The organism is Enterobacter cloacae complex sp. P47BA, assembly GCF_014930485.1.
Classification (GTDB): domain Bacteria; phylum Pseudomonadota; class Gammaproteobacteria; order Enterobacterales; family Enterobacteriaceae; genus Enterobacter; species Enterobacter bugandensis.
On the sequence record NZ_JADBRF010000026.1, the window covers coordinates 1 to 15470 of the forward strand.

16 protein-coding genes are annotated in these 15470 nt (G+C 56.2%); 7 read left to right on the top strand and 9 right to left on the bottom strand.

Annotation, left to right across the window (positions count from 1 at the left end):
* The first annotated feature begins 182 nt into the window (after positions 1-182).
* Positions 183-2357, top strand: a complete 2175-nt coding sequence (locus IM299_RS20965) for a YgiQ family radical SAM protein (RefSeq protein ID WP_048957261.1) — start codon at positions 183-185, stop codon at positions 2355-2357.
* Positions 2358-2448: 91 nt separating this feature from the next.
* Here IM299_RS20965 and dkgA read toward each other — a convergent pair whose 3' ends face one another.
* Positions 2449-3276 carry a 2,5-didehydrogluconate reductase DkgA gene (dkgA, locus tag IM299_RS20970; RefSeq protein WP_021242117.1) on the bottom strand — a complete coding sequence of 276 codons (828 nt, stop codon included), beginning with the start codon at positions 3274-3276 and terminating at the stop codon, positions 2449-2451.
* A 105-nt stretch (positions 3277-3381) separates the two neighbouring features.
* Entirely contained in the window at positions 3382-4545 is a 1164-nt protein-coding gene (gene yqhD / locus IM299_RS20975; protein ID WP_193358046.1) for an alcohol dehydrogenase, read from the bottom strand.
* Between the two features lie 195 nt (positions 4546-4740).
* Here yqhD and IM299_RS20980 point away from each other — a divergent pair, with 195 nt between their 5' ends.
* The gene (locus IM299_RS20980) at positions 4741-5640 is read left to right on the top strand and encodes an AraC family transcriptional regulator (RefSeq protein ID WP_041908133.1); all 900 of its coding nucleotides are present in this window, start codon (positions 4741-4743) and stop codon (positions 5638-5640) included.
* A 45-nt stretch (positions 5641-5685) separates the two neighbouring features.
* Here the strand turns inward: IM299_RS20980 and yghB are convergent, their stop codons facing one another.
* Both yghB and metC read right to left on the bottom strand, forming a co-directional pair.
* Positions 5686-6345: a DedA family general envelope maintenance protein YghB gene (yghB, locus tag IM299_RS20985; RefSeq protein ID WP_028014419.1), complete on the bottom strand. Its 660-nt coding sequence runs from the start codon at positions 6343-6345 to the stop codon at positions 5686-5688.
* 143 nt (positions 6346-6488) lie between these two features.
* Positions 6489-7676 carry a cystathionine beta-lyase gene (gene metC / locus IM299_RS20990; RefSeq protein ID WP_193358047.1) on the bottom strand — a complete coding sequence of 396 codons (1188 nt, stop codon included), beginning with the start codon at positions 7674-7676 and terminating at the stop codon, positions 6489-6491.
* Positions 7677-7927: 251 nt separating this feature from the next.
* On the opposite strand from metC, the gene exbB reads away from it, so the two are divergent.
* Both exbB and exbD read left to right on the top strand, forming a co-directional pair.
* Entirely contained in the window at positions 7928-8659 is a 732-nt protein-coding gene (gene exbB, locus IM299_RS20995) for a tol-pal system-associated acyl-CoA thioesterase (RefSeq protein WP_028014417.1), read from the top strand.
* Positions 8660-8663: 4 nt separating this feature from the next.
* Positions 8664-9089 (top strand): TonB system transport protein ExbD, encoded by a 426-nt coding sequence (gene exbD, locus IM299_RS21000; protein ID WP_032643392.1) that lies wholly within the window; start codon positions 8664-8666, stop codon positions 9087-9089.
* A gap of 42 nt (positions 9090-9131) precedes the next feature.
* Here exbD and IM299_RS21005 read toward each other — a convergent pair whose 3' ends face one another.
* Both IM299_RS21005 and IM299_RS21010 read right to left on the bottom strand, forming a co-directional pair.
* A complete protein-coding gene (locus IM299_RS21005; protein ID WP_041908137.1) occupies positions 9132-9581 on the bottom strand; it encodes a hypothetical protein in 450 nt (149 codons plus the stop codon).
* Between the two features lies 1 nt (position 9582).
* Positions 9583-9987 (bottom strand): hypothetical protein, encoded by a 405-nt coding sequence (locus IM299_RS21010; protein ID WP_041908138.1) that lies wholly within the window; start codon positions 9985-9987, stop codon positions 9583-9585.
* A 103-nt stretch (positions 9988-10090) separates the two neighbouring features.
* Here IM299_RS21010 and IM299_RS21015 point away from each other — a divergent pair, with 103 nt between their 5' ends.
* Together IM299_RS21015 and IM299_RS21020 are read left to right on the top strand one after the other, a co-directional pair.
* The gene (locus tag IM299_RS21015) at positions 10091-10594 is read left to right on the top strand and encodes an ESA_00282 family adhesion-associated protein (protein WP_041908140.1); all 504 of its coding nucleotides are present in this window, start codon (positions 10091-10093) and stop codon (positions 10592-10594) included.
* A gap of 81 nt (positions 10595-10675) precedes the next feature.
* A complete protein-coding gene (locus tag IM299_RS21020) occupies positions 10676-11164 on the top strand; it encodes a TIGR00645 family protein (RefSeq protein ID WP_003862473.1) in 489 nt (162 codons plus the stop codon).
* Between the two features lie 76 nt (positions 11165-11240).
* Here the strand turns inward: IM299_RS21020 and IM299_RS21025 are convergent, their stop codons facing one another.
* Positions 11241-12281, bottom strand: coding sequence for an aldo/keto reductase (locus IM299_RS21025; protein ID WP_193358048.1), 1041 nt, complete (start codon positions 12279-12281; stop codon positions 11241-11243).
* A gap of 220 nt (positions 12282-12501) precedes the next feature.
* Between IM299_RS21025 and IM299_RS21030 the strand changes: the two genes are divergently transcribed.
* Positions 12502-14049, top strand: coding sequence for a methyl-accepting chemotaxis protein (locus tag IM299_RS21030; protein ID WP_048957265.1), 1548 nt, complete (start codon positions 12502-12504; stop codon positions 14047-14049).
* A gap of 49 nt (positions 14050-14098) precedes the next feature.
* Here IM299_RS21030 and IM299_RS21035 read toward each other — a convergent pair whose 3' ends face one another.
* On the bottom strand, positions 14099-14431 hold the full coding sequence (locus IM299_RS21035; protein WP_193358049.1) for a glycine zipper domain-containing protein: 333 nt from the start codon (positions 14429-14431) through the stop codon (positions 14099-14101).
* A 158-nt stretch (positions 14432-14589) separates the two neighbouring features.
* Complete coding sequence (gene yghU / locus IM299_RS21040) at positions 14590-15456, bottom strand: glutathione-dependent disulfide-bond oxidoreductase (protein ID WP_028014407.1); 867 nt, start codon at positions 15454-15456, stop codon at positions 14590-14592.
* Between the last annotated feature and the right edge of the window lie 14 nt (positions 15457-15470).

Genomic DNA, 15470 nt, shown 5'->3' on the forward strand with positions numbered 1-15470 from the left:
ACCATGGGTAAAGGATGTTAAAAAGTGTTCACCATGTCCCCGAACACCTGTCTACCATGTCCCCGGACTGTACAGGGAGAGGGTTGGGGTGAGGGCAACAGCCCGCATAATACCCCTTCATTTCCCACAATGTTCCAGCGTATAATCCCCGCCCTTTTGTCTATTTTTTCTTCGGAAGCACTATGAGCGCAATTTCCCTGATCCAGCCGGATCGTGACCTCTTCTCCTGGCCCCAGTACTGGGCGGCCTGCTTTGGACCGGCGCCGTTCCTGCCGATGTCCCGGGAAGAGATGGACCAACTGGGCTGGGACAGCTGCGATATCATTCTGGTCACGGGCGATGCCTACGTTGACCACCCGAGCTTCGGCATGGCCATCTGTGGCCGTATGCTCGAAGCGCAGGGCTTCCGCGTGGGGATCATCTCCCAGCCCGACTGGAACAGCAAAGACGACTTCATGCGTCTGGGAAAACCAAACCTGTTCTTCGGCGTGACCGCCGGCAACATGGACTCGATGATCAACCGCTATACCGCCGACCGTAAGCTGCGCCATGACGACGCCTACACGCCGGATAACGTGGCGGGCAAACGTCCGGACCGCGCGACCCTGGTTTATACCCAGCGCTGCAAAGAAGCCTGGAAAGACGTGCCGGTGATCCTCGGCGGCATCGAGGCGAGCCTGCGCCGCACCGCGCACTACGACTACTGGTCAGATACCGTGCGCCGCTCGGTGCTGGTGGACTCCAAGGCCGACATGCTGATTTACGGTAACGGCGAGCGTCCGCTGGTGGAGGTGGCGCACCGTCTGTCGCAGGGCGAGCCGGTAAGCAGCATCCGCGACGTGCGCAATACTGCGATCATGGTGAAAGAAGCGCTGCCGGGCTGGAGCGGGGTGGATTCCCGCATTATTGATATGCCGGGCAAAATCGACCCGATCCCGCACCCGTACGGTGAAGATCTGCCGTGTGCCGATAACAAGCCGGTTGAGCCGAAGAAAGCGGAAGCGAAGGCTATCGTTGTGCAGCCGCCGCGCCCGAAGCCGTGGGAAAAGACCTACGTGCTGCTGCCGTCCTATGAGAAGGTGAAAGCCGACAAGGTGCTCTACGCGCACGCGTCCCGTATTCTGCACCATGAAACCAACCCGGGCTGCGCCCGCGCGCTAATGCAGAAGCACGGCGAGCGCTTCATCTGGATCAACCCGCCGGCGATCCCGCTCTCCACCGAAGAGATGGACAGCGTCTTTGCGCTGCCGTACAAGCGCGTGCCACACCCGGCGTACGGTAACGCCCGTATCCCGGCGTATGAGATGATCCGCTTCTCGATCAACATCATGCGCGGCTGCTTCGGCGGCTGCTCCTTCTGCTCCATTACCGAGCACGAAGGCCGTATTATCCAGAGCCGCTCTGAGGATTCGATCATCAATGAGATCGAAGCCATTCGCGACTCGGTGCCGGGCTTTACCGGCGTGATCTCCGATCTCGGCGGCCCAACCGCGAACATGTATATGCTGCGCTGCAAGTCGCCGCGCGCGGAGCAGACCTGCCGTCGTCTCTCCTGCGTCTACCCGAGCATTTGCGAGCACATGGATACTAACCACGAGCCGACGATCAACCTCTACCGCCGCGCGCGCGACCTGAAGGGCATCAAAAAGATCCTCATCGCCTCCGGGGTACGTTACGACATCGCCGTGGAAGATCCTCGCTATATCAAAGAGCTGGCGACGCACCATGTCGGCGGTTATCTGAAGATTGCGCCGGAGCACACCGAAGAAGGCCCGCTGTCGAAGATGATGAAGCCGGGCATGGGCAGCTACGATCGCTTTAAGCAGCTGTTCGACACCTACTCGAAGCAGGCGGGCAAAGAGCAGTATCTGATCCCGTACTTCATCTCCGCGCATCCTGGCACGCGCGATGAAGACATGGTGAACCTGGCGCTGTGGCTGAAGCAGCGTCGCTTCCGTCTGGATCAGGTGCAGAACTTCTATCCTTCACCGCTCGCCAACTCGACGACCATGTATTACACCGGCAAAAACCCGCTGAGTAAGATTGGCTACAAGAGTGAAGAGGTGGTGGTGCCGAAAGGGGATAAACAGCGTCGTCTGCATAAGGCGCTGCTGCGTTACCACGACCCGAAAAACTGGCCGCTGATCCGCCAGGCGCTGGAAGAGATGGGTAAAAAACACCTTATTGGTTCGCGCCGCGACTGCCTGGTTCCGGCTCCTACGCTGGATGAGATGCGCGAAGCGCGTCGCCAGAACCGCAATACGCGCCCGGCGCTGACCAAACATACGCCGATTGTGCATCAGCGTTCGAACGGTGGGGCGGGAACGAAGAAGAATGTAAAACGTAAGAGCGGTTAAACGTTTTGCCCGGTGGCGCTACGTTTACCGGGCCTACAGGTCAGCGCGTAGGCCGGGTAAGGCGAAGCCGCCACCCGGCTTTTTTACGCGATTAACCGCCAAACTGATCCGGGTCCGGCCCAAGCCGCTTACCTTTATCCAGCTTCGCAATTTCACCCAGCTCGTCTTTGTCCAGTCGGAAATCCCAGACGTCGAAGTTCTCGGCAATGCGCGACGGCGTGACCGATTTCGGGATCACCACCAGGCCGTTGTCCAGATGCCAGCGAATGACGATCTGCGCCGGGGTTTTGCCGTATTTATCCGCCAGGTCGCGGATGATTTTCTGATCGAACACGCCTTCACCGCCCTGCGCCAGCGGGCTCCAGGACTCGGTCTGGATCTTGTGGGTGGCGTTCCAGGCGTGAAGCTGGCGCTGCTGCAGCAGCGGGTGCAGCTCGATCTGGTTAATCACCGGAGCGACGCCCGTTTCGTCAATCAGGCGCTGCAGGTGATGCACCTGGAAGTTACAGACGCCGATGCTTTTCACCAGCCCCTCTTTCTGCAGTTCAATCATCCCTTTCCAGGCGTCAACGTAATGGTCGATGGCCGGAACCGGCCAGTGCATCAGGTACAGATCGACGAAATCAAGCTGGAGTTTCTCCAGGCTCTCCTGCAACGCTTCGCGGGGGCGCTTTTGATCGTCGTTCCACAGTTTAGTGGTGATGAACAGCTCATCGCGAGGGACGCCGGCGCTGGCCAGCGCGGTCCCCACGCCGTCCTCGTTTTTGTACGCGGCGGCGGTATCAATCGACCGATAGCCGACTTCGAGTGCTTTATGAATGGCGGAGACGACCTCGTCGTTACCGGCTTTCCATACACCTAGCCCCAGCTGGGGCATCACGTTGCCGTCCTGCAGCTTGATTACGGTTTGGTTTGCCATTTTTCCTCCTTCAGGTGCGCATCGCCGGAGGGGGACTCCGGCGATGGGGTGTGCATTAAGTCTGGACGAAATGTCAAAAAACGAAAGTCAGGATGCCAAAAACGCTTAGCGTGCCGCTTCGTAGATTCGACGGCTGACGTCCAGCGTAATGTCGCCATGCTCGCCCAACTGGGTCATGCCGTGCTCTTCAAGTTTTGCCAGCAGGGCAGGGATGGAGCTGCCGTCCAGGCCGTAGCCGGACAGACGCGTTGGCACGCCCAGGCTTTCAAAGAAGTTACGGGTCGCTGCAATGGCGGCATCAATACGCGCATCGTCAGAACCCTCGGTGATGTTCCACACGCGCTCGGCGTACTGCAGCAGTTTGGCGCGTTTGGTATCCCGTTTTTCATTCCACAGGGCAGGCAGAACGACCGCCAGCGTCTGGGCATGATCCAGACCGTGCATCGCCGTCAGCTCGTGGCCCAGCATGTGGGTTGCCCAGTCCTGCGGCACGCCAGCACCGATCAGGCCGTTCAGCGCCTGCGTCGCGGCCCACATGACGTTGGCACGCACGTCGTAGTTTTCCGGCTCTTTCAGCGCTTTCGGGCCGTCTTCAATCAGCGTGAGCAGAATGCCTTCCGCGAAGCGATCCTGAATTTTGGCATTAACAGGGTAGGTCACGTACTGCTCGACGGTATGAACAAAGGCGTCGACCACGCCGTTCGCTACCTGACGCGCAGGCAGGGTGTAGGTGTACACCGGGTCCAGAATGGCAAACACAGGCTGAACGTGTTCGTTCATAAAGGCCTGTTTGTCGCCGGTGGTTTTACGGGAGATCACCGCGCCCTTGTTGGATTCAGAACCCGTCGCTGGCAGGGTCAATACGGATCCCATCGGGATAGCACTTTTGATGTCGCTGCCGCGGGTTTCCAGGATGTGCCACGGATCGATGCCATCAACGTAGTGCGCTGCCGCCGCGATGAATTTAGTGCCGTCCAGCACGGAGCCGCCGCCGACCGCCAGCAGGAAGGTGATGTTTTCTTCGCGGGCGATTTTCACCGCGTTCATCAGCGTTTCGTAAGACGGGTTTGGCTCAATGCCGCCGAACTCACGCACGTCCAGTCCGTCCAGAGCGCTGTAAACTTGATCCAGCACGCCGGTTTTTTTCACGCTGCCGCCACCGTAGGTGATCAGCACGCGGGCGTCAGCAGGGATCTGCGCGCGCAGGTCGGCGATAGCGTCTTTACCAAACAGAATGCGGGTTGGGGTGTGAAGATTAAAGTTGTTCATTGCTCGTTCCCTTTAGTGGGTGAAAAACCGTGGTGGCGCTGATGGCTACCTGATGCTGCTCATTGTGGCCGTCCGGGGCCAGGCTCTCAATGCACATTCCTGCCGATGTCTTGCCCATTTCTACAGAGCGCTGGAGAAACTTCGTAAAAATGCGCAGACTGTGAGGGTCGGAAACCGTACCCGGAGTAACGTAAAATGAACCGTGAAGCGATCTGCCTTCAGCTTACCTCGCAGATTAAAAGGCTGATAAATAAAGAAAATAATGTTGGCGACCTGCTGCCGGACATTCGCCTGCTCTACGGCACGCAGCCCGGGACGCGCACGCCGGTGATGTACCAGCCGGGCATCGTTTTTCTCTTTTCAGGCCATAAGATTGGCTATATCAACGAGCGGGTGTTCCGCTACGACACCAATGAATATCTGCTCCTGACGGTACCTTTACCCTTCGAATGTGAAACCTTCGCGACAGAAGCGGTCCCGCTGGCGGGTATTCGCGTCAACGTCGATATTCTTCAGCTGCAGGAGCTGCTGATGGAGATTGGCGAAGACGAGCTTTTCCAGCCGTCGATGGCCTCCAGCGGGATTAACTCGGCGACGCTGTCGGAAGAGATCCTCTGCGCCATTGAGCGCCTGCTGGACGTCATGGAAAGGCCGCTGGACGCGCGTATTCTCGGCAAGCAGATTATCCGCGAAATTCTTTATCACGTGCTGCTGGGGCCGGGCGGCGGGGCGTTACTTGCGCTGGTGAGCCGACAGACCCACTTCAGCCTGATCAGCCGCGTGCTCAAGCGTATTGAAAGCCAGTACACGGAGAACCTCAGCGTTGACCAGCTGGCGGCGGAAGCGAACATGAGCGTTTCGGCGTTTCACCACAACTTTAAGTCGGTGACCAGCACCTCGCCGCTGCAGTACCTTAAAACCTACCGTTTGCACAAGGCGCGGATGCTGATGATCCACGACGGCATGAAGGCCAGCGCGGCGGCCATGCGCGTCGGCTACGAAAGTGCGTCGCAGTTCAGTCGGGAGTTTAAGCGCTATTTCGGCGTCACGCCGGGAGAGGATGCGTCACGTATAAGAACGATGCAGGGCGCCTGAGGGGAAACGTAGGCCGGGAAAGCGGTAGCGCCACCCGGCTTTTGTTTATGCACTGCAATACTTTTTCTTAATCACCACCGCAATGGTACCCACCAGCCCAGCAACCAGCAGGAATATCGGCAGGATCATCAGGAAGGTCATCACCTGATCTTCATGGTGCTTCACAAAGGGGATCATGTTCAGCGCGTAGCCGAGGGTGGTGACCACGCCAACCCACAGCAGGGCGCTCAGCCAGTTGAAGAACTGGAAGCGGCGGTTAGACAGCCCGGAAATACCCGCCATGGTGGGCAGAAGGGTGCGAACAAACGCCAGGAAACGCCCGGCGAGCAGCGCCAGCAGGCCGTGGCGGTCAAACATACAGGTCGCACGCTGGTGATATTTATGCGGTAACTGCGCCAGCCAGCCCTTCACCACGCGCGTGTTCCCCAGCCAGCGGCCCTGCAGATAGCTCAGCCAGCAGCCCAGGCTCGCGGCGGAGGTAAGGATTACCATCGTTGGCGTAAAGTCCATGACGCCTTTGCCGATCAACGCCCCGGCAAGCAAAAGCAAACTGTCACCGGGTAAAAACGAGGCTGGCAGTAATCCATTTTCCAGAAACAGCGTCGCGAACATCACGAAATAGACGACGCCTACAACGTGGGGATCCGCCAGAGCGGCAAAATCATGTTGCCAGAGCGCCGCGATAATATCTTGAATAACAGCCATGGACTTTCCTGTGGAACAGCAGAGATAACGCTATTGTACTCCCAATTTCACCTGTCGGGATTGATCGCAGGCGCAACTCATGCAGACTTTTCTGCATGCAGTGTTCACAAAAGCGTCCGGGGAGTACATTTTCAGCCCGCAATCTACACGATACGTTCAAAGCCTGCAGATAAATCCGCAATTAAATCGTCCACATTTTCTAAACCGATATGCAATCTAATGAGGGTGCCGCTGAAGTCCACTTCTCCGCCGGGGCGCAGGGCCGCGATCTGCTCCGGCTGATTCGGCAGGATCAGGGATTCAAAACCGCCCCAGGAGTAGGCCATGCTAAAGAGTGTAAAATTATCCAGATAGCTTGCCAGCTCGTCATTACTCAGCCGTTTTTTAAGCACAAACGAGAACAGCCCGCTGCTGCCCGTAAAGTCACGTTGCCAGAACTCATGACCTTTACTACCCGGCAGCGCCGGATGGTTCACGCGCTCAACCTGCGGATGCTGCGCCAGCCATTCAGCGATTTTCAGGCTACTTTCATGATGCTGACGCAGACGCACACCGAGCGTACGAATGCCCCGGCTGGTCATGTATGCCGTGTCTGCATCCACCATCTGGCCCATCAGGTAGGCATTTTCCCGCAGCTGCTCCCAGCAGCGCGCGTTGGAAACCGCGGTGCCAATCATCCCGTCAGAGTGTCCTATCAGGTATTTTGTTGCCGCCTGAATCGAGATATCAATATCGAATTCCAGCGCCTTAAACAGCACGCCTGCCGCCCAGGTGTTGTCGATCATGATAATCGCCTCTGGCGCTTTGCTGCGCACGGCCTTCACAATAGCCGAAACGTCGTGCACTTCCATGGTGATGGAGCCAGGAGATTCCAGGAACACAATGCGCGTGTTTGGCTGGATAAGTTCAGCAATGCCTTCACCAATCAGCGGGTCAAACCAGCTGGTGGTCACGCCGAGCTTGCTGAGAATTTTGGTGCAGAAATCCTGGCTGGGTTCATAGGCGGTGTTGGTCATCAGGATATGGTCGCCCTGTTCGACAAACGCCAGAATGGTGTTGGCGACTGCCGCCGCACCGCACGGGAACAACGCGCAGCCTGCGCCCCCCTCCAGCTCGCACATCGCTTCCTGCAGCGAAAAATGGGTTAGCGTGCCGCGGCGACCGTAGAACAGCCCGCCTTTTGCGCGGTTACGCGTGGCGATTTTTTTCTCCTCAACGGTATCAAACACCAGCGAGGAGGCGCGTTGAATCACGCTGTTGACCGATCCCTGAGTGTATTTCTTGCTGCGTCCCGCCTGCACCAGCGTGGTATCAAGATGCTTCTTCGTCATGTTCGCTAACCCTGTTTTTATACGTCTGGACGTCCAGACTACCACGATTGTAAAAAACTGCACCCGCATGCTTATCGAATAAGCAGAAAATAGTAGCAAAAAAGCGCATAAGAAATTTTTACTGCGTAAGCGCAAGGAAACTGAGCGAAAATTACGGCACCATGTAAATACTAATGAGAACGACTATCAATTCGACGGCTTTTTGATATTATTACGTTCAGATTTTGTGATTTGCGTCCTGGAGATACAGAGTGGGTAATAATTTGATGCAGACGGATCTCTCCGTTTGGGGCATGTATCATCATGCTGACATCGTGGTTAAGATTGTGATGATCGGCCTGATTCTGGCGTCCGTTGTCACCTGGGCTATCTTCTTCAGCAAAAGCGCCGAGCTGCTTTCGCAGAAGCGTCGCCTCAAGCGGGAACAGCAGCAGCTGGCAGAAGCCCGCTCTCTGGATCAGGCTTCTGAGATGACCTCATCCTTCCACCCGAAAAGCCTGACCACCCTGTTAGTGAATGAAGCTCAGAACGAGCTGGAACTCTCCGCCGGCAGTGAAGATAACGAAGGCATTAAAGAGCGTACCGGTTTCCGTCTTGAGCGTCGCGTGGCGGCCGTTGGCCGACACATGGGACGCGGCAATGGGTATCTGGCGACCATCGGCGCGATTTCACCGTTCATCGGTCTTTTCGGTACGGTCTGGGGCATCATGAACAGCTTTATCGGCATTGCCCAGACCCAAACCACCAACCTGGCGGTAGTTGCCCCGGGTATCGCGGAAGCGCTGCTGGCGACGGCAATCGGTCTGGTCGCGGCAATTCCGGCGGTGGTTATTTACAATATTTTCGCGCGTATGATCGGCAACTACAAAGCCACGCTCGGCGACGTTGCCGCTCAGGTTCTGCTGCTGCAAAGCCGCGATCTCGACCTGAATGCCAGCGCCGTGAAGCCGGTGCATGCGGCGTCTAAACTGCGCGTAGGTTGATTGTATGGCAATGCGTCTAAACGAAAATCTGGACGATAACGGCGAAATGCACGAAATCAACGTGACGCCGTTTATCGACGTCATGCTGGTGCTGCTGATTATCTTCATGGTGGCAGCCCCCCTGGCGACGGTCGACGTGAAGGTGAATCTGCCTGCCTCCTCCAGCCAGCCGCAGCCGCGTCCGGAAAAGCCAATTTATTTGTCGGTGAAAGCGGATAAATCCATGTTCCTCGGGAACGACCCTGTGACGGATGCCTCCGTTATTCCGGCGCTGGACCAGCTGACCGGCGGCAAGAAGGACACCACCGTCTTCTTCCGGGCGGACAAAACCGTCGACTACGAAACCATGATGAAGGTAATGGACACGCTGCATCAGGCGGGTTATCTGAAGATTGGGCTGGTCGGGGAAGAGAAAGCGGCCTCGAAGTGATAAAGAAGCTGGCGAAAGCCGGCTTTTTTTATGCCTGTCGGTTTATGCGTTTTTGTTGTCCGTCGGTGCGGTAGAGGGGGTGGTCAGCGCGTCCTCATCGAGCGCAACGCAGGTGACGTTTGACGTACGGTACTCACCGGCTGACAGTTTGCGCGTCAGGCGCAGGGTGGCGACTTCTCTGGCAAGCAGATACTGGTAGTTGGCCTCAAGACGTCCCAGCAGTTTCTCTTTCAGTTCTGGAAGCTGTTCGATGATGGCGTTCATCACGGCGCCGTAAATTTCTTCTTTAACCTGTAACGGATAAATCTCGCGGCGATTCTGCCATTTCAGACGCACCAGCGTTGCCGGGATCGATACCAGGTCTTGTGTAATACGCGTCATCTCGGCATTTTTTGCATTTCTTAGCGCCTCGATATTTTGCTTTAAGATAAATTCATCACTTTTTTTATCATCTAAAGTCAAATAAACGTTATTGTCTTTAACTTCTTTCACGTTAATCTTCCCCCAGGGTATAAAAAATAGGGTTGTTTTTTTCTCGCGTAATTAGATTAAGCCAAATTTCATTGCCGGCCTCATTTATTTCTTTCGTTTTTTCAGCCATTATTTGACTTAGTTTCTGAGCATCTATTTCGCCTTCTGCCTGCAGGTCATTCAGCAGATGGACGAAGGCTTCAATTTTTATAGCACGAAATAGGCGGTCTTTTATATGGCGATCGTGCTCTTCCAGCAGCATATTACGGGATTTGCCAGTGTGAGAAACGCCAATTAATATATCAGGCTCGAAATCAGAGAGCTTTCTTTTCCCCTGAGTGAAACTGGCCTTTTTTTCTTCTTCCGTCGGTTGCTGTTCCACAGGCGTAATGTGGTACTTAGCCGGGACGAGATAGTCGGGCAGCATTTTTAATTTCCTTTAATTTCAACAGGGTGGGGTTGGTAAAGGCGTGAGATTCGTTGACAATATCATGAGGCAATTTTAAAATCAAAAAAAATGGAGCCAACCCATGAACAGCATCTTTTTTACGGTCATCACATTACTATTACTGACCGCTGGTGTGCTTTTATTGATGCAGGAGTTCAATAAAACGAAAGTGTCGAAAGACACCAGTGAACCGCCACAACCTGAACTGATGACAAAAGAGGAAGGAGAAGATCATTTCTCTGTTTTGATGAACTCCGTTACGCCTGTCTGGTACTGGCGGGTGAATCATGAATATATCGACTTCTTACACGCGACAATTAAGCGCATGAAAATGTCGGAAATTAATGACACGCCCGGTCTGTTTGAGGCGCAGCGTCGCTGTAGCGATCTGAATTCAGCGGTTTATAAATATTACGACAACATCAAAAAGCGCTGTCTTAACGGTGAGAAGGTTTCGTATTCAGACCTGGACGTATTAAACCTTCGCCAGTGTTTTCGTGAGTTTAGCCTGGAAGCCTACCCGGAGCTGGTGGTGCTGGTCTGGCCGGAGTATGCGCGTCCTGAGGTTAACCCGGACGACGTCTGAGTGGCGTACTGGTTAGTTCTTGCAAACAGTCAGCGCCGTTGAGATATACTGAGCGCTGGTTTCGTTTGCAGACAGGATTTTATGGAACGCTTCTTTGAAAACGCAATGTATGCCTCTCGCTGGCTGCTCGCCCCCGTCTATTTCGGTCTTTCCCTGGCGCTGGTCGCCCTGACGATCAAGTTCTTCCAGGAGATTTTCCACGTATTGCCTAACATTTTCTCCGTGGCGGAAGCCGATTTAATTCTGGTTCTGCTGTCGCTGGTGGATATGACGCTGGTGGGCGGCTTACTGGTGATGGTGATGTTCTCCGGTTATGAGAACTTCGTCTCTCAGCTTGATATCGCCGAGCATAAAGAAAAGCTCAGCTGGCTGGGGAAAATGGACGCCTCGTCGCTGAAGAATAAAGTTGCGGCATCTATAGTGGCAATCTCCTCTATCCACCTGTTACGCGTGTTTATGGACGCGAAAAACGTCCCGGATAATAAGCTGATGTGGTATGTGATTATCCACCTGACGTTTGTGCTGTCGGCGTTTGTGATGGGGTATCTGGATAAGATCAGTAAGAAATAAGGTACACATTTCTCCCCTCACCCTAACCCTCTCCCGGGGAGAGGGTTAGGGTGAGGGGAGAAAGCATCGAACCACACTATTTATCCGACGACGCCTGCCACAAATTCAGTTCCCCGTCCGCCACGTGCTGGTCAATCCGCGTCAGTTCATCTTTCGTAAAGCGCAGATTACCCAGCGCCTGAACGTTCTCCTCCAGCTGTTCCGGGCGGCTCGCGCCAATCAGTACTGACGTCACGCGAGCATCTTTCAGCAGCCAGCTCAACGCCATCTGCGCCATCGTCTGCCCGCGCGCCTGCGCCATCTCATTAAGCAGACGAAGACTGTTCAGATTAGCTTCCGTCAGCATTTTCTGCGTCAGGCCGCGCACTTTGTTCCCCTCGCGCTGCATGCGAGAACCTTCCGGAATACCGTTCAGGTATTTTCCGGTCAGCAGACCCTGCGCCAGCGGGGTAAAGGCAATACACCCCGTGCCGTTTGCTTCCAGCGTATCCAGCAAGCAGGTCTTATCGACCCAGCGGTTAAGCAGGTTATAGGACGGCTGGTGGATCAGCAGCGGGATCTTCCACTCGTGCAGCAGCGCGGCCATTTTTTGTGTGCGCTCGGTAGAGTAGGAGGAAATGCCCACGTACAGTGCTTTCCCACTCTGAACAGCATGAGCCAGCGCGGAGGCCGTCTCTTCCATTGGCGTATTTTCATCCACGCGGTGGGAATAGAAAATATCCACGTATTCGACGCCCATACGTTTCAGGCTCTGGTCGAGACTGGCGAGCAGATACTTGCGTGAGCCGCCTGAACCGTACGGGCCTGGCCACATGTCGTAACCGGCTTTAGTGGAGATAATCAGCTCGTCGCGATACCGGGCAAAGTCCTCACGCAGCAGGCGGCCAAAGTTCTCTTCCGCACTTCCCGCAGGCGGGCCGTAGTTGTTGGCAAGATCGAAATGGGTAATACCGAGGTCGAAGGCTTTACGCAGCAGCGCGCGCTGGGAATCAAGGGGCTGAACGTGGCCGAAGCTATGCCACAGGCCCAGCGACAGCGCGGGCAGGCGCAGGCCGCTCTTGCCACAGTAGCGGTACTGCATATTCTCGTAGCGGGTAGCTTCAGGGTACCAGGACATGATGTCTCCTTTTCTTATAGATGATTTTTTTGAAACGTCGTTTTCATTCTGAACTTATCACATCATGTCGTGCGAAGATAAGGGTTAACGGTGGCTGTGCGACCTGTGAAGCCACGCTAACTAAAAATAATCACAAAAGGTTATAATTTCCCTGCACCCTGCCGATAACGAGAGTAGCACTCGCCTCTGGGCGAATTCACCCTCACGGCAAGGAAGACTTATGAATATGCTCCGTAATTTCACGATCCGTTTCGTCATGCTGACGATCCTCGGGATTTTTTGTTTAATGTGGGCGGGCGTCGGGCTGTACAGCACCTGGTCCCTGTCACGGGTATCAGACGGCAATGAAGTCGATCGCCAGCTGGTCAAACAGATGATGGTGCTCAGCCAGGGCAACGATCAGTATTTCCGCTTTGTGACCCGTCTGAGCCGCGCCATGGAGGTCAAAGCCGCTGGCGGCACGCCGGATTTGTCCTCTGCCCAACAGGCGCTGGACAACATGGGTAAGAAACTGGCCGAAATGAAGGCGATCTCGCCTGGCCCAATGGATGAGCAGGTCTCTGCGCAGGTGATCGGTACCTGGCAGGCGCTGCTTGAACAGGGCGTGACGCCGCAAATGGAGCAGGCGAAGCAGGCGACCCTGGACGGCTACCGCCAGCAGGCCAACAACGTTACGCCGCCGCTAAGCCGTGCGTTCGGTGCCGCCGCCGAGAAGTTTAATAATGCCGCCGCGAAGACGCTCGACAGCACCCGCATGGTGGTCGACGGCCTGACCAGCATGACCCGCACGGTTATTATCGTCGCCACCATTATCGGCCTGCTGATCCTGCTCTTTACCGACCGCTACCTGGTGGCGATGCTGGTCAAACCGCTGGAGCGCATTCGCCAGCAGTTTCGCCAGATTGCCCAGGGCGATCTCAGCCAGCCCATTGCGCCTTTCGGCCGCAACTGCGTGGGACAGCTGGTGCCGCTGCTGAGCGCCATGCAGGACAGCCTGCGTGAAGCGGTCAGCACCATTCGCTCCGGCAGTGAGAATATCTGGCGCGGTGCGACGGAGATCTCCAGCGGCAACAACGATCTCTCTTCCCGTACCGAAGAGCAGGCTGCCGCGCTGGAAGAGACGGCGGCCAGCATGGAACAGCTGACCGCTACCGTGAAGCTGAACGCCGAAAGTGCGCGTCAGGCCAGCCAGCTTGCCGATGTGGCCTCAACCACCGCCAGCCGCGGCGGCTCGCTGGTGGAAGAGGTGGTCACCACCATGAGCGGTATTTCGGAAAGCTCGAAGAAAATTGCTGAAATCACCAACGTCATCAACAGCATTGCCTTCCAGACCAATATTCTGGCGCTCAATGCGGCCGTAGAAGCGGCGCGCGCGGGCGAGCAGGGGCGTGGATTCGCCGTGGTGGCGGGTGAAGTCCGCAACCTGGCAAGCCGCAGCGCCAATGCGGCAAAAGAAATTGAGGGTCTGATTACCGATTCCGTGACCCGCGTAGAGCAGGGTGCGCAGCTGGTGAGCGACACCGGCACCACCATGGATGCGATTTTGCGCGACGTGACGGAGGTGACGACCATTATGAAGCAAATCGCGTCGGCTTCTGAGGAGCAAAGTAAGGGCATTTCGCAGGTCGGGATTGCCATTACGCAGATGGACGGCGTCACCCAGCAGAACGCCTCGCTGGTCGAAGAGGTTTCCGCGGCAGCCGCGGCGCTGGAACGCCAGACCGAAGAGCTTCAACGCTCGGTGCAGAAGTTCCGCCTGACGGCATAACACAACAGGCCGCCTGATGCGGCCTTACTTCTTTCTTTTCCCGATGCTGTTAGTGCGTCGCTTCACCAATCAGCGCGCCCGTGCCGGCACCCACTGCCGCGCCTTTCAGCACGCTATTGCCCGTCACCGCAGCCGCGCCCGCGCCAACGACGGCACCCACGGCACCGCCCTTACGTGCGTCTTTGCCTTTTTCGCCGTTTTTGAACATTGCACCCGTGCCTGCGCCAACCACGGCACCACCCACGGTTGATTTCAGATCTTTGCCCGTGGCTGCGCCAATAGCAGCACCTGCTACCGCGCCGGCGGCGGTTTTGTCGATGGCCATTCCAGAGGTGGAAAAAATGAGGGCGCTGATAGCCAGCGTTGTTTTAATAAGTCTCATAACAGATCCTTTGTGACTGCTGTCAGTTGATACGGCGTTTCTCATTCTGAGGTGAGAAAAACGTCCAGATAGTGCCAGCAATAGCCACTCAACCTTTAGGCTAATCATGCCCTGGGCAAGGATCGCGGCTGCCGGGCGGGGAGCCGCCCGGCGGAACGTTACGCCTGACGCTTGTCTTCCGTATTGGTATCGAAGTCGCTCGCCGCGTGGCGTTCGTGGAGCTGCTCGTTCAGCTCGCCGCTGGTGCGGTTAACGATGCGACCGCGCTTAACCGCATGGCGGTTCGCCACGTCCTTCGCCCAGCGCTGGACGTTGGTGTACTTCTCTGCATCCAGGAATTCGGCGGCGTTATAGACGCTGCCCAGTGCCACGCAGCCGAACCAAGGCCAAATCGCCATATCCGCGATGGTGTACTCCTCACCCGCCACGTAGCGACCGCGCGCCAGCTGTTTATCCAGCACGTCGAACAGGCGCTTAGCTTCCATGGTGAAGCGGTCAATCGCGTACTCGATTTTTACCGGCGCATAGTTGTAGAAGTGGCCAAAGCCGCCGCCGAGGAACGGTGCCGCACCCTGGAGCCAGAACAGCCAGTTCAGCGTCTCGGTGCGTCCCGCCGGATCTTTCGGCAGGAAGTGGCCGAATTTCTCTGCCAGGTAAAGCAGGATATTGCCGGATTCAAAGACGCGCGTTGGCGGGTTTGTAGAGTGGTCACGCAGCGCCGGGATTTTCGAGTTCGGGTTCACGTCGACAAACCCGCTGGAGAACTGATCGCCCTCGCCGATGCGGATCAACCACGCATCGTATTCCGCGCCCGTCACGCCCAGCGCCAGCAGCTCTTCGAGCATGATCGTCACCTTCTGGCCGTTCGGTGTGCCCAGCGAGTAGAGCTGCAGCGGGTGAGAGCCTACGGGCAAATCCTTCTCATGCGTTGCGCCGGAAATTGGACGGTTGATGTTGGCGAACGCGCCGCCGCCGTTCTTTTTCCATTCCCATACTTTTGGTGGCTGATACGTGTTGTCTGACATGTTGGCCTGCCTTT